The organism is Desulfovibrio fairfieldensis, assembly GCF_001553605.1.
GTDB classification, from domain to species: Bacteria; Desulfobacterota; Desulfovibrionia; order Desulfovibrionales; family Desulfovibrionaceae; genus Desulfovibrio; species Desulfovibrio fairfieldensis.
This window is the reverse complement of the sequence record NZ_CP014229.1, coordinates 2,830,902-2,847,320: the sequence shown is the minus strand read 5'-3', so window position 1 is coordinate 2,847,320 and position 16,419 is coordinate 2,830,902. Positions and strand designations below refer to the sequence as shown.

General features: G+C 64.5%; 14 protein-coding genes. 8 read left to right on the top strand and 6 right to left on the bottom strand.

The window, feature by feature from the left end; all coding sequences use genetic code 11:
• The first annotated feature begins 46 nt into the window (after positions 1–46).
• From AXF13_RS12050 to AXF13_RS12030, 5 genes are all read left to right on the top strand, one after another.
• Entirely contained in the window at positions 47–1,045 is a 999-nt protein-coding gene (locus tag AXF13_RS12050; RefSeq protein WP_062253558.1) for a Bug family tripartite tricarboxylate transporter substrate binding protein, read from the top strand.
• A gap of 79 nt (positions 1,046–1,124) precedes the next feature.
• Positions 1,125–1,598 carry a tripartite tricarboxylate transporter TctB family protein gene (locus AXF13_RS12045; RefSeq protein WP_062254887.1) on the top strand — a complete coding sequence of 158 codons (474 nt, stop codon included), beginning with the start codon at positions 1,125–1,127 and terminating at the stop codon, positions 1,596–1,598.
• Positions 1,599–1,608: 10 nt separating this feature from the next.
• On the top strand, positions 1,609–3,093 hold the full coding sequence (locus tag AXF13_RS12040; RefSeq protein WP_062253556.1) for a tripartite tricarboxylate transporter permease: 1,485 nt from the start codon (positions 1,609–1,611) through the stop codon (positions 3,091–3,093).
• 36 nt (positions 3,094–3,129) lie between these two features.
• The gene (locus AXF13_RS12035) at positions 3,130–4,773 is read left to right on the top strand and encodes an amidohydrolase (protein WP_062253553.1); all 1,644 of its coding nucleotides are present in this window, start codon (positions 3,130–3,132) and stop codon (positions 4,771–4,773) included.
• A 48-nt stretch (positions 4,774–4,821) separates the two neighbouring features.
• The gene (locus AXF13_RS12030; protein WP_223299917.1) at positions 4,822–6,069 is read left to right on the top strand and encodes an MFS transporter; all 1,248 of its coding nucleotides are present in this window, start codon (positions 4,822–4,824) and stop codon (positions 6,067–6,069) included.
• Here AXF13_RS12030 and AXF13_RS12025 read toward each other — a convergent pair.
• The 6 genes from AXF13_RS12025 to AXF13_RS12000 all read right to left on the bottom strand — a co-directional run bounded on the left by AXF13_RS12025 (position 6,062) and on the right by AXF13_RS12000 (position 12,899).
• Positions 6,062–7,513 (bottom strand): sensor domain-containing diguanylate cyclase, encoded by a 1,452-nt coding sequence (locus AXF13_RS12025; RefSeq protein ID WP_062253551.1) that lies wholly within the window; start codon positions 7,511–7,513, stop codon positions 6,062–6,064. The two genes, AXF13_RS12030 and AXF13_RS12025, sit on opposite strands and share 8 nt — an antisense overlap.
• Before the next feature lie 142 nt (positions 7,514–7,655).
• Positions 7,656–8,441: a prephenate dehydrogenase/arogenate dehydrogenase family protein gene (locus AXF13_RS12020; protein ID WP_062253549.1), complete on the bottom strand. Its 786-nt coding sequence runs from the start codon at positions 8,439–8,441 to the stop codon at positions 7,656–7,658.
• Positions 8,438–9,883 (bottom strand): 3-phosphoshikimate 1-carboxyvinyltransferase, encoded by a 1,446-nt coding sequence (locus AXF13_RS12015; RefSeq protein WP_062253547.1) that lies wholly within the window; start codon positions 9,881–9,883, stop codon positions 8,438–8,440. The genes AXF13_RS12020 and AXF13_RS12015 overlap by 4 nt, the downstream gene beginning before the upstream one ends.
• A 4-nt stretch (positions 9,884–9,887) precedes the next feature.
• On the bottom strand, positions 9,888–11,108 hold the full coding sequence (gene pheA, locus AXF13_RS12010; protein ID WP_150116176.1) for a prephenate dehydratase: 1,221 nt from the start codon (positions 11,106–11,108) through the stop codon (positions 9,888–9,890).
• A gap of 4 nt (positions 11,109–11,112) precedes the next feature.
• The gene (locus AXF13_RS12005; RefSeq protein WP_008683412.1) at positions 11,113–12,096 is read right to left on the bottom strand and encodes a 3-dehydroquinate synthase II family protein; all 984 of its coding nucleotides are present in this window, start codon (positions 12,094–12,096) and stop codon (positions 11,113–11,115) included.
• 5 nt (positions 12,097–12,101) lie between these two features.
• The gene (locus AXF13_RS12000) at positions 12,102–12,899 is read right to left on the bottom strand and encodes a 2-amino-3,7-dideoxy-D-threo-hept-6-ulosonate synthase (protein ID WP_062253545.1); all 798 of its coding nucleotides are present in this window, start codon (positions 12,897–12,899) and stop codon (positions 12,102–12,104) included.
• A 464-nt stretch (positions 12,900–13,363) separates the two neighbouring features.
• On the opposite strand from AXF13_RS12000, the gene AXF13_RS11995 reads away from it, so the two are divergent.
• The 3 genes from AXF13_RS11995 (at position 13,364) to cuyA (ending at position 16,414) form a co-directional block, all read left to right on the top strand.
• Entirely contained in the window at positions 13,364–14,596 is a 1,233-nt protein-coding gene (locus tag AXF13_RS11995; protein ID WP_008683415.1) for a dicarboxylate/amino acid:cation symporter, read from the top strand.
• A gap of 20 nt (positions 14,597–14,616) precedes the next feature.
• Entirely contained in the window at positions 14,617–15,321 is a 705-nt protein-coding gene (cuyB, locus tag AXF13_RS11990) for a cysteate racemase (RefSeq protein WP_020990272.1), read from the top strand.
• An 85-nt stretch (positions 15,322–15,406) separates the two neighbouring features.
• A complete protein-coding gene (cuyA, locus tag AXF13_RS11985; protein WP_062253543.1) occupies positions 15,407–16,414 on the top strand; it encodes a D-cysteate sulfo-lyase in 1,008 nt (335 codons plus the stop codon).
• Positions 16,415–16,419 lie beyond the last annotated feature (5 nt).

The window sequence follows — 16,419 nt, the reverse complement described above, 5'->3', positions numbered from 1 at the left end:
GCATGGTTCTTGATGAAACTGCTCCAACCTCAACGCTGGAGTAGTTATGAGAAAACTCATCCTTGCCGTCTGTCTCGCGCTCGGCGTCTGTCTGCCGGGCCTTGCGTCCGAGGCCCGCGCCGACTACCCCCAAGACCGCCCCCTGAACATCATCGTGCCCTTCGGTCCCGGCGGCGCGGTGGACATCGCCAGCCGCATCCTGGCGGAGTATTTCCAGAAAGAATTCAAGATCACCATCAATGTGATCAATAAACCCGGCGGCGCGCAGGCTATCGGCCTCAACGACATGCTGCGCGCCCGGCCCGACGGCTATACGCTGTGCTTTCCCGCATTCGGCGGGCTGTGCACCACGCCCAAGTTGACCAATGTGGGTTTTACGGAAAAAGACTTCAAGCCCGTGGCCCAGGTCACGGTCATGGAGTTGGCTTTTTCCGTCAACAAGGCCTCGGGGCTGAAGGATTTTCCGGCCTTTATCGAGGCCGCGCAGAAGAACCCCGCTGATATCGTCTACGGCAGCACCGGAGCCATTACCACCCAGCGCCTCTACCTGACCAAGCTTCTGCAACGCTTCCACAACGGCCTGAAAATCCGGCACGCGGCCTACGGCAGCGGGCATGAGGTCTCCACGGCCCTGCTCGGCAAACACATCACGGCCGGATTCCAGGTGCCCACCAATGTGCTGCCCTATGTGGAATCGGGCGACTTCGCCACCATTGCCGTCACCCGGAAGACCCGTCATCCGTCGCTGCCGGACACGCCGACCTTCCGCGAGATTTACACCGACAGGCTGAGTCCGGAAGACGAGCAATGGATCGATATGGGTTCGTGGCACGGTCTGGTGGCCTCCCAAAAAGTGCCCGACGAACGTATCGCCGCCTTGCAGCCCCTGCTGCAAAAGGCCCTGGCCGATCCCGACGTCATCGCCAGGTTCAAGAAGATCGGCCTGTCCGTGGACTATCTGCCGCCCAAGGAATTCGGCGAGGTCATCGCGGCCGGTTCCGCTCTGGTGGACGACGTGCTGGCCGGGCGCAAATCGCTGGACTGATCCTTCGCGCGGGGCGCGGCAAGGAAGACCCGCGTCCCGCCCTTCCAGCCCAGGTATGCCGCCGGATACGGGAGGCCCCATGAAAAACAAAACGGATTTTTTCATCGCCCTGGCTCTTCTGGTGATCTGCGCCGTGGCCTGGCAACAGATCCGCCTTTTGCCGGAATCAGCGTCGGCCGAGTTTTTCAGACCGGCCTCCTTTCCCACGGGAGTCACCGTGTTGCTGGCTGTGCTGGCCTGCATTCTGCTGGTCCGCAGTTTTCTGGTCCGGGGCCGGGCCGCGTGGCCGGAACGGCCCGTGCTGCTGAAAGTGCTGCTGATGATTTTGCTGGTGCTCGGCTATGTGGCGGGCTTTGTCGGGCTTGGCGAATACGCCTATGACGCGCTTTGGCCGGGCGGCACGGGCTTCTGTTCCGCCACCCTGATTTTTCTGGTGCTGGCCCAGGTGCTCACGGGCTGTCGCGGCCCCTGGCGCATCCTGCTGATCGCGGGCCTGATGACCGCTTTTCTGTATCTGGTCTTCGCCCTTTTGTTTAACGTCCCGCTTCCCTGAGGCTGAGCCTATGGATACTTTTTTTTCGGCACTGGCCGCGGCGTGCGGCTTTGAGGCGCTGCTGGCGAATCTTCTGGGCGTGGCGCTGGGCATCGTGTTCGGAGCCCTGCCGGGGCTCACGGCCGTCATGGGCGTGGCCCTGCTCATCCCCCTGACCTTCGGGCTGCCTCCGGTGGTGGCCTTTTCCTCCCTGCTCGGCATGTACTGCGGGGCCATTTACGCCGGTTCCATCACGGCCATTCTGGTCAGTACGCCGGGCACAGCGGCGGCCGCGGCCACCATGCTTGAAGGCCCCCGGCTGACCGCCAGGGGGGAATCGCTGCGCGCCCTGGAAATGACCACCGTGGCTTCCTTTGTCGGCGGCGTGTTTTCCTGCTTCATCCTGGCAGGGGTGGCCCCGCAGCTTGCGCGCTTCGCCCTGAATTTCAGCGCGCCGGAGTATTTCGCCCTGGGCATTTTCGGCCTGACCATCGTGGCGACCCTGTCCGAGGGCGCGTTGCTCAAGGGCTGCATCGCGGCCTGCCTCGGCCTGCTCATCGCCATGGTGGGCATGGACCCGCTCACCGGCAATCTGCGCCTGACCTTTGATTCCGCCAACCTGATCAACGGCGTGTCGCTGATCCCGGCTCTGGTGGGCTTGTACGCGCTTTCACAGGTTTTTCTTACCTGTGAGGACGTCTTTCGCGGCAAGCGTCTTTCGGCTGTGAACATTTCCAGAAAAGGCATCTCCCTTGCGGAAATCTGGGCCAACAGAAGCGCGCTGTTGCGCGGCTCGCTGATAGGTACCTTTATCGGCATTGTGCCGGCCACGGGATCGGGAACGGCCTCGTTCGCGGCCTACAGTGAAGCCAAGCGCAATTCCAGGCATCCGGAAGCCTTCGGCAACGGGGCCATAGAGGGGCTTGCGGCGACGGAGTCGGCCAACAACGCCGTGACCGGCGGAGCGCTGATCCCTCTTCTGACTCTGGGCATTCCCGGCGACGTGGTTACCGCCGTCATTCTGGGCGCGCTGATGATCCAGGGCATGACGCCCGGCCCGCTGCTTTTTCAGGAGCAGGGCGCCCTGGTCTACAGCATCTTCATTTCCCTGCTCCTGGCCAATGTCTTCATGCTGGTTCTGGGCATGGCATCGGTACGGGTGTTTTCGAAAATCGTGAGCATCCCCGGCGGCATCCTCATGCCGCTGGTCACCACGCTTTGTGTGGTGGGCGGCTACGCCCTGAACAATTCCAATTTCGATCTGGGGGTGATGGCGGTCTTCGGCATCCTGGGCTGGATCATGACCAAGGCTTCCATTCCGCTGGCCCCGCTGCTGCTGGCCATGATCCTCTCAGGCATCATTGAAACCAATTTCCGCCGCGCCCTGAGTATTTCCGACAATGACTACACGGTCTTTCTCACCCGGCCGGTGTGCGCCGTTTTTCTGTGCATCAGCCTGTTCATCCTGTTCAATCTGCTGCGCAAGGAATGGAAAAAAGCCGCGGCTCGGCGCTGAGGCCGCCACTACCCTAAAAAAACAGAAGGACGCGCTATGCCTGCCGCCACCCATATCTATCATAACGGAACTATCCTGACCATGGACTCGCGCGCTTCCACGGCCTCCTGCCTGGCCGTGCGCGGCGACAGAATCGCGGCGGTGGGCGGACCGGATGACGTGGCTCCCCTGCGCGGCCCGGACACGCGGCTCGTGGACCTCAAGGGACGGACCATGCTGCCCGGCTTTTACGACTGCCACAGCCATTATATGCGTGCGGGCATGTATAACGCCCTGTATCTGGACGCCTTTGCCGCGCCCATCGGCAGTCTGAAGACCCTGGCGGAACTGGCCGGGCGCATCAGGGCCGGAGCCGTGGAAACGCCCAAGGGCGAATGGCTGCTCTGCGCGGGGTACGATGATACGGGCCTGGCTGAAAAGCGCCACTTCAGTCTGGCGGAGCTGGACGCCCTTGTGCCGGAGCATCCGCTGTTTCTGCGGCACATTTCCGGGCATTCGGCCTTGTGCAACAGTCTGGCCCTGGCCGCGGCGGGCATCGGCCCGGACACGCCGGACCCGACGGGCGGGCTGTTCCGGCGGGGGCCGGACGGGGCCCTGACCGGCCTTGTGGAGGAGCCCGCGGCCATGGACAGGGTGCTGGAGGCGGCTCCGGCCATGACCGGCGAGCTGTGGCTGATTTCAGCCCGCCGGGCCTGCGAGGACTACCTGGCCAAGGGCGTGACCACAGCCCATGACGGCGGCGTGACCACGGCCATGTGGCACAATTATTTCAAGGCGCATGCGGCGGGCATCATCAGAAACCGGGTACAGCTTCTGCCCAAGCACGGCTTGTTCGACTTCAGCCTGGCCCCGCGCGACCCGGCGCCGGGCGGTTGGCTGACCGGTGACGGCAAACTCAGCCTGGGCGCGGTCAAGCTCTTTCAGGACGGCAGCATCCAGGGCTACACGGGCTATCTGAGCAATCCCTACCATAAGCTTCTCGACGCCGGGCTTCCCGGCCAGTGGCGCGGCTATGCCATCCATACGCGCGCGGCCCTGGCGGAGCTGATCACGGGCTACCACAAAAAGGGCTGGCAAGTCGCCGTGCACGCCAACGGCGACGCGGCCATCGACGACGTGCTGGAGGCCTATGAGCAGGCCCAGAAAGCCCTGCCCGACGTGAACAGGCGTCATATCATCATTCACTGCCAGACCGCGCGCGAGGACCAGCTGGACCGCATCAGGCGGCTGGGCGTGGTGCCCTCCTTCTTTGTGGTGCATACCTATTACTGGGGAGACAGGCATCACGAGATTTTTCTCGGCCCGGACAGGGCCGGGCGCATCAACCCCCTGCGCAGCGCCCTTGAACGGCGGATTCCCTTTACCAATCACAACGATTCCGCCGTGACGCCCATGGACCCGCTGCTTTCGGTCTGGTCGGCCGTCAACCGGCGCACCGCTTCGGGCCGCGTGCTGGGAGAAGAGCAAACCATCCCGGTGCTGGAGGCCCTGCGCAGCGTGACCACTTGGGGGGCCCGGCAGTTTCACGAGGAGCGGCTCAAGGGCAGCCTTGAGCCGGGCAAGCTGGCGGACATGACCATTCTGGCAGAAAACCCACTGGCCGTGGCCCCCCGGCGCCTGCGCGACATCAGCGTCGTCGGCGTGCTGGTGGGCAATGAGCTCATGTTCGGGGAATGCTGAGGCGGCGCGCGCCGCAGCCGCGTTGCGGACGCGGCACGGGGGAGAAGCGTGTTTTACGGATGGAAGATCAGCCTGCTTTCCATGGGCGGCAACTTTATGCTGCAGGGCAGCGTGCTCTACTGCATGAACGCCTTCATGGAACCCTTGTGCGAGGTTCATGGCTGGACACGGGCGGGACTCAATCTCAGTATGGGCTTTGCCGCGCTTATGGGACAACTGGCCATGCCTCTGGCCGCCGCGATTTCCGCCCGCTGCTCCCTGCGGCGGCTCATGGCCCTGGGGGCGCTGGCGGGCGGCGCTGCCACGGCGGTCATGGGCCTTACCGGGAACATCCTGCTCTATACCCTGCTGTTCACCGTCGCCTGGGTCTGCACCCAGTTCTGCGGCGGGGTGGTGGGCAACGCCCTTATGAATAACTGGTTTCATCATTACCGGGGCCGGGCCTTCGGCCTGGCCAACGCGGGGACGTCCCTTTCCGGTGTGGCGCTGCCGTTTCTGAGCCTGGTGCTGATCCGGCATTTTGACGCGGGCACGGCCTATCTGGTTCTGGGCCTGCTGACCTGCGCTCTGGCTCCCCTGGCTTGGTTTCTGGTGCGCGACACGCCCCGGGCCATGCATCTGCACCCCGACGGCAGGCGGCGCGAGCCCCGGCGTCCCAGGCGGCCTCCCGCGGAGGTTTCGTTTTCCGGCATGCTGCATGAGCCGCGAGCATGGTTCCTGGGCCTGGCCTTCGGCATGGCTCTTATGGCCGGTTCGTCGATCATGAGCCAGATGAAGCCGCGTTTCGCGGATCTGGGGCTGGAGGCGTACCCGGCCATGCTGCTGGCCTGCGCCGCGGCGCTGTTCGCGGCCCTGGCCAAATACGCCTGGGGCTGGGTCTGCGACCGGTTCACACCACTCTTCGCCGCGCGTCTGGTCATGCTGTGCAGTGCGGCGAGCCTGGGCCTCTGCTTTCTGCCGCCCGGCATCTGGAGCATGACGGCTTTCAGCCTGAGCTTCGGCGGCTGCATCGGCGGTCTGTGGACCATTCTGCCCGCCGTGGTTTCCTACTTTTTCGGCAACGGCAATTTTCTGCCGTCCTACAAGTTTATTTCCATCTTCATCATTCTGCGCAGCGCGGGCTTTCCCGTCATGGGACTTTCCCATGACCTTACCGGCAGCTACGCCGCCTCGGACGTCATTTTCGGCGTGAGCCTGCTGGCCTCGCTGGGCCTGACGCTGCTGCTGCGCGAAAGCGAGGCCGTGGAAAGCGCCGCGCGCAGGCATGCGGCGGCAACGCCGGAACGGGTCAGATAAAGGAGAGACGGTCCCGGCCGTCGTTTTTGGAATGGTACAGGGCCTCGTCCGCGCGTGAGACCAGGCTGTCCACATCGTCCGTCTCTTCAATGCGGGTCATGCCGATGCTCAAGGAAACACCCAGCTCCCTGAGTTCCGGGTGCTCGCGCACGGCGGCCAGCAGCCGCTCCAGCAGGGCACGGCTCTCTTCCGCGTCAGCGTGGATCAGGCCGAAGAACTCATCGCCGCCCCAGCGCGCCACCATGCCGTCTTCGCCCGCATTTTCGCGGGCCAGCCGGGCCGCCAGCACCAGCACGCGGTCACCGGTCAGGTGCCCGTGCCGGTCGTTGATCTGTTTGAAGAAGTCCACGTCGAACAGAAAGGCGTGGCAGGTCCGCTTCCAGTCGCGGGCGGCCTCCACCTCCCGGCTGATGATGTCGCCCAGCGCGCCCCGGTTGGGCAGGGAGGTCAGTTTGTCCGTGACCGCGAGTTTCTGCAGCATGCTGCTGTGGCGGTTCATGAGATAGGAAATGAGCAGCAGAACGGCGGCGATCACCAGCAGGGCCGTGGCCGCGCTTTGGATCAGCTGGATTCTGAACGCGCTCCGGAGCGGGGAAGTATCCTTTTCCACAATCAGGTACCAGCCCAGAGTGCCCACATAACGGGACAGCATGCAGATGTTCCGGGAACCCAGGCCGGACCAGCGCCCCTCGGTTTCATCCTTGTGACCAAGCAGTTTGTTCTTGAGTTCGGACAGCGGCGGTGTGGCGAAGAGATTGCGTTTCTCAATCAGCGCGCTGTCCGAAGCGACCTGAATCACGCCCTCGTCGTTGACCAGAAAGGCCTTGAGCGCGAAACGCCGCTCATAGGAAGTCAGGATGTCCTGGAGGCGGTGCATCTTCATGCCCACGCCCAGGACGCCCAGCAGCTTGCCGTTGTCGTCGTCGATGCGGCAGTTGACGAAGACCGTGAGCGCATTGTGGTCCGCCTCATCCATATCCACGTCCAGACCGTAGAGGCGGCCGCTGTTCACAAAGCCATAGTACCAGGCGTCGCGGGCGTTGCGCGGGGAGATGGTTTTGCCGGATTTGCCTTCATAATGAAAATAGGTCCGGCTGGCCTCGGAAACAACAAAGACGGAATTGTATTTGAATTTTTTTTGCAGTCCCGCCAGATAATTCTGTAATTGCCGGATATGCGCGGCGTCGCCGGGGCGCTTTTGCTCCTCCTCAAGCCAGGCCTGCAGAAAGCTGTCGTTGGCCATGGACAGGGAAACGGCCACGGGCATGCTCAGGGCCTTGTCGATTTCATGATAGATGGTCAGGGAGCCGAGTTCCGAGATGCTGCGGATGTTGTGGTCGAAAACCTGCTTGTAGGCGCGGTGGCTTTCCAGCGTGACGCAGGCGAAACCCAGGATGATGATGCAGCAGACAATGAGTTTGATGTGGCGCAGAATATATTTCATGAGATCCCAGCAACGGAGCTCGCCGCGCGGGCTGCGAACCGCCGTGCGAAAGGCATTTTTGCGGTTCGGCCGAAGCGGAACCGGATACGCTGTTCTGCCACGAAGCGCGGGGCGGCGCAAGGCGGAGCGGGGATCGGAAACGCTATTTCGTGTTCCACCACCACTGGGCGCGGCGGCAGAGCAGGTCGATGTCTCCGGCAGCGGCCAGATTGAGCATCTGGCGGTACTGGCGCACGGCCTCGTGGCTGTGGGGGTTGGCCTCGAACAGGCCGGCGAAGAGCTGCGCGTCCTCGGTGAGCATCTTGCGCGCCGCGTTCCGGCGGCGGCGGAAGGACGGGGTGAGAAAGGGCAGCAGGTCCTCCTGCCCGGCCAGCAGGGCGAAATAGGCCAGATTGGTGATGAAGTTCATGTTCTGGATGCGGGCCATGGCCTGGTCGTGCTTTTCCGCCGTGGTCTGGAAGGTTCGGCAGCCCAGGGCCGTGAAAAAGCCCTCGGTCAGGGCCAGATCTTTATCCGTGGCGTTGCGGCCGGGAATCACGGCCACGGGCTGGTCCGCATCCGGCTCGGGTTGGGGGCCGAAAAGGGGATGGGTGCCCACCACCGGGCCGGGCCAGAGCCGCTCCATCTGGCGCAGGGGGTGTTCCTTGACCGAGGTAATGTCGGCCAGCACTGTATTTGACGGCAGATGCGGGCGGACGCGCAACAGCACGTCCTCGAACACGGCGGCGGGCACGCAGATCAGGGCCAGGTCCGCCCCGGCGCAGGCCGGGGCCAGAATCTCCGGCGTCAGGGGCTGATCCGCGCCCGCCACAGTCAGTCCGGCGGCCCGGGACCTGGCGCAGAGCATGGCCCCCATGCGTCCGGTCGCCCCGATGATGACGGTTTTGGCGGGGGTAGCCGCGCCGGGGAGGTTTTTGCTCGGGCTCATTGCAGTCGGCTCCAGACGTCCCAGAACCGCGGGAAGGACTTGCGCACCACTGTGGGGTCGTCCAGGCGCTCGCGCACGCGCAGGCCGGGATCGCGCAGGCCCAGCAGGGCCAGGGACATGGCCATGCGGTGGTCGTTATGCGCGGAAAGCGTCGCGCCTTCGGGCAGACGCGGCGCGGCGGGCCTGTTGCGGAGGCGCCCGCCCATGCCCCCCGTTCCCCCTGTCCCGCTGACCAGCATGCCGTCCGAAAGTTCGTCCACGGTCACGCCCGTCTTGGCCAGTTCCGTGGCCGGGGCGTTGATGCGGTCCGACTCCTTGATCCGCAGATGGGCCACGTTGCTGATGCGCGTGGAACCCTTGGCAAAGGCGGCCAGCACGGCCACCGTGGGCACCAGGTCCGGGCAGGAGCCCATGTCCAGGGCCACGCCGTGCAGTTCGGAGGGGTACACCGTGACCGCGTCGGGCTCCACCTCCAGACGCGCGCCCATTTTCTGAAGGATGCCCAGCATGGCGCGGTCGCCCTGCAGAGAGTCGGCACGCAGGCCCCGCACACGCACGGCCCTGCGGCCCAGGGCCCCCGCGGCCAGAAAATAGGACGCGCCGGACCAGTCGCCCTCCACCGTATAGTCGCCGGGCCGGTATGCGCCGGGCCGCATAGTGACGCGCAGGCAGCCGGGGCGGGCCTCGGCCAGATCGCGCCAGTCTCCTTCCGGCAGGGTCTGCCAGGGGGCGGCCTCGTTCTTGCGCGTTTCCACGCTGAAGCTGATGCCGAAATCCGTCAGACATTGCAGGGTCAGGCCCACATAGGGCCAGGACACGGCTTTGCGCCCGGCCAGCTCCACGCTGAGCGGCGTGGCGCAGAACGGCGCGGCCAGCAGCAGGCCGGAAAAATACTGGCTGGACATATCCATGCCCAGGTGGATTATGCCGTCGGCAAGGGCGGGGTTCAGCCCGTGGGCCTGAAGCAGCAGGGGCGGGCAGCCGGGTTTGCCCTCAAAGGCCACGCCCGCGCCCAGGCGGGTCAGGGCATCGGTGAGATCGCCGATGGGGCGCTCGTGCATGCGTTCCGAGCCGTGGATGCGGAACAGGCCCTCACCGGCGGCCAGCACGGCCGTGAGCAGGCGGCAGGTGGTGCCGGATTCGCGCACGTCGCAATCCAGGGGGCGCCCCCGGCCGCCGCGCGGCGCGCCGCCCAGTCCCTGAACCCGCCAGCCGCCGCTGTTGTTTCCCGCCCCGTTGCCGGAGGCGTCGAACGCTTCCATGCGCGCGCCCGCGCCGCAAAGAATAGCCCTGGTGCATTCCAGGTCCGCGCTTTCCAAGGTGTGGCGCACCGTGGATTCGCCCCCGGCTAGGGCCGCGCCGATGAGGTAGCGGTGGGACAGGGATTTGGAGGCCGGGGCCGTGACCGTAACGACTGAAGTCTGATCTGTGTTTTGAAGCATGGTCTTACATACCTTGTTCGTCGGAAGCGTCGTCCCCGCTGAGACTCATGCGGTCCAGCTGCGGGCCGGTGGGATAGCTGCCCAGGATGCGGAAGCTGGTGCAGGCGTTGCGCAGCCGCTCCAGCAGGGCGGCGTGGCGCGGGTCTTCCAGATCGCTCTCCACATCAGCGAAAAAGACGTATTTCCAGCACTGGCCGCGCAGGGGGCGGGATTCCAGCTTGCGCATGTTGATGTCATTTCCGGCCAGCAGGTCCAGCACCGTGGAAAGGGAACCGGCCTTGTCCGGCAGGGTGAAGAGCAGGGAGGTTTTGTCCGCGCCGGTGTGGCCGGGCATGGGCCGGGGCGCCACGCCGTTCTGGCCGGGCTGGGCCGATTTGGGACCGATGATCACAAAACGCGTCCAGTTGCCGGGCTCGTCCTCAATGCGCCGGGCCAGCACGCCCAGACCGAGCATGTCGGCCAGTTTGCCGTGGCCTATGGCCGCCGCGTCCGGCTGGCCCGCCGCGCGCTGTGCCGCCGCGGCCGTGGATTCCACCGGGATCAGGGCCGCGCCCGGCAGATGCGCGCGCAGCCAGCCGCCGCACTGGGCCAGGGGCTGCGGGTGGGAATAGACCGTGCGCACGGCGGCCAGGGCCGGGGCGTTGCTCAGCAGGCAGTGCGAAATGCGCGAAAAAAGCTCGGCCTGAATGAAAACCTCGTGCTTGAGGAAAAGGTCAAAACTCACGCCCACCGTGCCTTGGAGGGAATTTTCCAGGGGCACCACGCCCAGTTCGCACTGGCCGGAGCTGACCTCCTCGAAAATCTGGGTAATATCTCCGCAGGGGTGAAAGCTGGCCGCGTGGCCCAGATATTCCACGCCCGCGAAATAGGAAAAGGTGCCTTCCGGCCCCAGATAGGCCACGTTCTGCGGGCGTTGCAGGGCGCGCGAGGAAGAGAAGATCTCCCGCCAGATGGCCCGCAGATGTTCCTCCGGCAGAGGGCCGGGATTTTTGGCCGCCAAGCCGTCGAGCACTTCGCGCTCGCGCAACGGCTTGAAGATTATGCCCGACTCAGTGGCCTTGATCCGGCCCACTTCCAGGCTCAGGTCCGCGCGGCGGTTGAAAAGCCGGAGCAGCTCCAGATCCACGCTGTCGATTTCCTTGCGGATGGCGGCCAGGCGTTGCGCGCCCTCCATTCCGTTTTCCGTATCCCGGCCCTGGGGCCAATGTGCCTTGGCGTCGTCCATGCCCCTAGACCTCCCGGATTTCTTCGCGCACGCGCATGCCGAAATGACGGCCCGCCTCGTCGATGCGGCAGAGCACCGTATCGCCGGGCTTGAGGCCCACCACGCTCAGCGGCGTGCCGTCCGGGCCCGTGAGCCGGATGGTTTCCGCGTTCTGGAGGAAGATGGCGCCGGTTTTGGTGCCGCCCTCACATTCCACCCGGGCTTCGATCAGGAGCATGGGCCGCACCTCAATCTTGACCCGGCCCAGAGTCGCCACGCTGGTTTCGCCGTCCGCGCCCACGATGAGCACTTCCTGCCCGGCGCGCAGTTCGCCCAGATAGGTGGTCTTGTCGTGGGGCAGGCGCGTGTAGGCGTGCACGGCTCCGGCATTGACCCGGAAGGGCCGCGCGGCCACATATTCGTTGTGTTCGGTTTCGGCGTGCACCAGAAAGGTGAAGGCGCTGGAATTGCCCACCAGCATGCCCTGGCCCCGGCGCAGCAGGGAGAGGGTGTCCGCGCAGACCCGGTGCCCCAGGCCCACGGGTTCCACGCGGGTAATCACGCCGGGCAGCAGATGCTCGCGGCCCTGGGAGAGCTTGCACTGGGCCACGATGGCCTTGAGCTCGCCGAGAGCTTCGGGCCGCACCACGATGCCGTCCACGCCGCGCTCCAGGATGCCCGCGGCCAGGCGGGCCTCGTCCAGGCTCCCGGCTTCGGCCAGCACCGCGTCGCTCTGGGCCAGCAGATTCTCGACCGGGATGACCTCCCAGCCGCGCGCCAGCACCACGCGTTCGCCGTTTTTGAGACGGGCCAGCACGGCCTCCTCGTCAGCCTTGACCGTGAGCGCCGCCACGGCCACGTCCTCGTCGGCCCAGACCGGGCAGCGCGACAGCGCCGCCACCCGCTCCACATGGTCGCGCGGCACGATGACGCCGTCCACGCCGGATTCCAGAGCCAGAGTGACCTGCCCTTTGTCAAAGGGCGCGCAACGGAAATAGATGCGGGACATGGAGCCTACTCTCCCACGACCTTGAGGGCCTGATCCACGTCGGCGTCCTCGTGCACGATGGAGCGCAGGGCCTTGACCAGATTCACGCGGCTGGGATGCTGGAAGACGTTGCGGCCCACGGAAATGCCCGCGCCGCCCGCCTTGAGGGAATCATGGACCATTTCCAGAATCTGGCGGGTGGATTCCATGCGTTCGCCGCCCGCGATGACCACAGGCACGCAGCAGGCCGAAACCACGTCGGAGAAGCTCTCGATGTCGCCGGTGTAGGGCACCTTGACGATGTCCGCGCCCAACTCCACGCCCACGCGGGCGCAGTGGGCCACCACTTCGGGATCGTAGCTGTTCTTCACCTGCGGGCCGCGCGCGTAAACCATGGCCAACAGGGGCATATGCCAGTTGTCGCAGGCTTCGGCCACCCGGCCCAGGTCGGTGAGCATCAGGCGCTCGTTGGGGTCGCCCAGGTTGATGTGCACGGAGACGCAATCCGCGCCGTGCTTGATGCCTTCTTCCACGGTGCCCACCAGGGTTTTGGTGTTGCCGCAGGGCGAGAGGGCCGTGGAGGCGGAAAGATGGACGATGAGGCCCACGTCCTTGCCCGCGTTGCGGTGGGAGCAGCGCACCAGGCCCTTGTGCATGAGCACCGCGTCCGCGCCGCCCATGGCCATGTCGTTGACGGCCTCGCGCATGTCGATCAGACCCTCCACCGCGCCGAGGGTGACGCCGTGGTCCATGGGCACGATGATGGTGCGGCCGTTCTCACGATTGATGATGCGCTCCAGACGGACTTTTTTGCCGAGGTACATGGGAAACTCCTTTCTTGTTGCGTGTCAGCATGTTTTGCGGACAGCCCGCCTGCGGCCGAAAACAAAAAAGGGCCGCAGGTGGTATGCCTGCGGCCCTTTGAACTTGCGGACAATGGACGTCAGCGAAGTTCCCGACCACAGGCTTCGGTAAAGTACGCAAAAAAATACCAGCTGAAGCCGGCGGCGTACGAGGAAGCGGTGGCGGGAACAAATCGGGACATGACGTAAAACTCCGTTGTTGAAAAGTGAGTAGCGCCAGGTTTGGCGGATGTCAATAAAAAATTACGGGAGATTTTTTTGTTGACAGCACTTGTGACAAAGGACACAAATTAATTACATCAAATGTTAACATTTAACTTTTAACAAGGAGCGCCGGAATATTTCCGTAAACCCAGGCCGCCGCCCGTCGGCGACGGTGAACCTTCTGCCGGGACGCACGCCGCGGCCCGACGTGAGGAGCGAGTATGAGCGGGAAAAGGAGAATAAGTTTGCCGACCCAGATGGGCATCGGCATGGTTTTGGGCATCATGGCGGGCGCATCCGCCCAGTACTGGAACATGGACCCGCAGTGGTTCAAACCCCTGGGGCAGTTGTTCATCAACCTTGTGCGCATGGTGGTGGTGCCGCTGGTGTTGGCTACGCTGGTGGCGGGCGCGGCCAGCGTGGGGGACATCGGCCGCCTGGGCCGCGTGGCAGGAAAAACCCTGGTTTATTATTTCGCCAGCACAGCCGTGGCCATCATCATCGGCCTGATCCTCGCCAATATCTTTCAGCCGGGTCTGGGGCTTGATCTTTCCACCACCGGCCTCAAGGCCAAGGACGTGGTCCCTCCGAGTCTCACCCAAGTGCTGCTCGGCATCGTGCCTATCAATCCTGTTGAGGCCCTGAGCAAGGGCAATATGCTGCAAATTATTTTCTTTGCCGTGTTGCTGGGTTTTTCCCTCAGTATCTGCGGCGAAAAAGTCAGGGTCGTCACGGCGTTTTTTGACGGCATGGCCGAAGTGATGATCCGCGTGACCTCCATGGTCATGCTTTATGCGCCCATCGGTGTTTTCGGGCTTATGGCCTATACCGTCGCCACCCACGGGCTGGAAGTGCTGCTGCCGCTCATCAAGCTGGTGGCCGTCATGTATCTGGCCTGCATCCTGCAAATACTGCTGGTCTATTTTCCCTGCGTGAAGTTCAGCGGCGTCAGGCCCGGACATTTCCTGCGCGGCATCAGCGAGCCCCTGCTCATTGCCTTTACCACCTGCTCCAGCGCGGCGGCCCTCTCCTCCAACCTCATGAGCGTGCAGAAGCTCGGAGCCTCCCGGAGCGTCTCCAGCTTCTCCATCCCCCTGGGCAATACCATCAATATGGACGGGGCCGCCATCTACATGGGCATCGTGGCCATTTTCGCGGCTGAGATCTACGGCATCCCCATGCCGCTGGACAAGCAGCTGACCGTCGTCCTTATGGCGCTTCTGGCCTCCATCGGCTCCATGGGCGTGCCGGGGGCGGCGCTGATCATGATCACCATGGTCTTCACGCAGGTGGGCATTCCCTTGGAAGCCATCGCCCTGGTGGCCGGGGTGGACCGGGTCATGGACATGGCGCGCACCACCATCAATGTGCTGGGCGATGCCACGGGGGCCATTGTGGTTTCGCGTTTGGAAACGGATATGGACCCCGCGCGCGGGGCGGCCATGAACGTCTGAGCATCGTGGAGGACAAAACCATGAAGGAAAAGACGGCGGGCATTCTCGGCGGCATGGGGCCCGAGGCCACGGTGGATCTGATGCGCCGCATCATCGCCCATACCGACGCCCGCGACGACGCGGACCATGTGCGCTGCATTGTGGACAACAACCCCAAGGTGCCCTCGCGCATCAAGGCCCTGCTGGAGGGCGGCGGCGTTTCTCCCGGCCCGTGCCTGGCGGACATGGCGCGGCGGCTGGAGGCCTGGGGCGCGGATTTTCTGTGTATGGCCTGCAACACGGCGCACAACTATTACGGCGAGGTGCGGGCGGCTGTGGGCATTCCGGTGCTCAATATGGTTGAACTCACGGCCAGGGCCGCGTCGGAACTCGCGCCGGGCGGCGCGGCGGGCATCCTGGCTTCGCCGGCGGTGCGGCTCACCGGCCTTTACGAAGGCCCCTGCGCGGCCTTGGGCCTGACCCCCCTGTATGCCGACGGTCCGTGGGAGCAACGCCTTTTGCAGGTCATCAAAGATGTCAAGGCGGGCCGCGCGGGCGAGGCGGCGCGCGCGGCCTTTGCGGAGATAGCCGGGCACGTGCGGAGCAGGGGGGCGGCGGTGCTGATCGTCGCCTGTACGGAACTCGGTGTCATCGGCGCGCGGGCGGACTGCCCCCAGGTGGATGCCGCCGATGTACTGGCGCGGGCCGTGGTGGACATGGCCAAGGGGCGTACCTCCCCACATTGATTTTTTCCGGCAACAGCCATCAGGGGCGTTCCCCGGTGGCCGGACAACGGCTGAACAACAAACATCTGATTCAGGAGGAAACTGTATGAATCTGGCTCGCTTCGCCCGTCGCGGCTATGTGCAAGAGGCCACGCCGCTGGAATTCCTGCCCGCCTTCAGCAGGGCCCTGGGCAACAAGGCCAACATCTGGATCAAGCGGGACGACCTGCTGCCCGGCGCGGGCGGCGGCAACAAGACCCGCAAGCTGGATTTCTCCATTGCCGACGCCCTGGCCCAGGGCGCGGACACCATCATCACCTGCGGGGCCGTGCAGTCCAACCATTGCCGCCTGACTCTTTCCTGGGCGGTCAAGGAAGGCCTGGACTGCCATCTGGTGCTGGAGGAGCGCGTGCCCGGCAGCTACAGGCCCGAAGCCTCGGGCAACAATTTTCTCTACCAACTGATGGGCGTGAGTTCCATCAGCGTGGTGCCCGGCGGCAGCAACATGGCCGCTGAAATGGAGAAAAAGGCCGAGATGCTGCGGCGTGAGGGCCGCAAGCCCTACATCGTGCCCGGCGGGGCCTCCAATCCCGTGGGCGCGCTGGGCTACGTGCAGTGCGCCCAGGAGCTCATGCAACAGATGTTCGAGCGGGGCCTCAACTTCGATCACATCATCGTGCCCAGCGGCAGCGCGGGCACGCATGCGGGCTTTCTGTTGGGCCTGTTGGGCTGCCACATGAACATTCCGGTCACGGGCATCGGCGTGAACCGCAAAAAGCCCGTGCAGGAAGAGGCTGTGCACAAGCTCATGCGGGACACGGCCGCATACATGGGCGTGAGCATGGATATTCCGCGCGATGCCGTGGTGGCCTATGACGATTACGTGGGGCCGGGCTACTCCCTGCCCACCGACGCCATGGTGGAGGCGGTCAAGCTCCTGGCGCGCACCGAAAGCATCCTGCTGGACCCGGTCTATTCGGGCAAGGCCATGTCCGGTTTGATGGACCTGGTGCGCAAGGATCATTTCAAAAAAGGCGCGAACCTGCTTTTCCTGCATACCGGCGGTTCCCCGGCGCTCTATGCCTATCTGGATTCCTTCCGGCAGAAGTCATAAACGCC

What these genes read in the sequence shown, in the direction of transcription:
- AXF13_RS12050 (WP_062253558.1), top strand. Translation starts at nt 47, where the DNA reads ATGAGAAAACTCATCCTTGCCGTCTGTCTCGCGCTCGGCGTCTGTCTG.
- AXF13_RS12045 (WP_062254887.1), top strand. Translation starts at nt 1,125, where the DNA reads ATGAAAAACAAAACGGATTTTTTCATCGCCCTGGCTCTTCTGGTGATC.
- AXF13_RS12040 (WP_062253556.1), top strand. Translation starts at nt 1,609, where the DNA reads ATGGATACTTTTTTTTCGGCACTGGCCGCGGCGTGCGGCTTTGAGGCG.
- AXF13_RS12035 (WP_062253553.1), top strand. Translation starts at nt 3,130, where the DNA reads ATGCCTGCCGCCACCCATATCTATCATAACGGAACTATCCTGACCATG.
- AXF13_RS12025 (WP_062253551.1), bottom strand. Translation starts at nt 7,513, where the DNA reads ATGAAATATATTCTGCGCCACATCAAACTCATTGTCTGCTGCATCATC.
- AXF13_RS12020 (WP_062253549.1), bottom strand. Translation starts at nt 8,441, where the DNA reads ATGAGCCCGAGCAAAAACCTCCCCGGCGCGGCTACCCCCGCCAAAACC.
- AXF13_RS12015 (WP_062253547.1), bottom strand. Translation starts at nt 9,883, where the DNA reads ATGCTTCAAAACACAGATCAGACTTCAGTCGTTACGGTCACGGCCCCG.
- pheA (WP_150116176.1), bottom strand. Translation starts at nt 11,108, where the DNA reads ATGGACGACGCCAAGGCACATTGGCCCCAGGGCCGGGATACGGAAAAC.
- AXF13_RS12005 (WP_008683412.1), bottom strand. Translation starts at nt 12,096, where the DNA reads ATGTCCCGCATCTATTTCCGTTGCGCGCCCTTTGACAAAGGGCAGGTC.
- AXF13_RS12000 (WP_062253545.1), bottom strand. Translation starts at nt 12,899, where the DNA reads ATGTACCTCGGCAAAAAAGTCCGTCTGGAGCGCATCATCAATCGTGAG.
- AXF13_RS11995 (WP_008683415.1), top strand. Translation starts at nt 13,364, where the DNA reads ATGAGCGGGAAAAGGAGAATAAGTTTGCCGACCCAGATGGGCATCGGC.
- cuyB (WP_020990272.1), top strand. Translation starts at nt 14,617, where the DNA reads ATGAAGGAAAAGACGGCGGGCATTCTCGGCGGCATGGGGCCCGAGGCC.
- cuyA (WP_062253543.1), top strand. Translation starts at nt 15,407, where the DNA reads ATGAATCTGGCTCGCTTCGCCCGTCGCGGCTATGTGCAAGAGGCCACG.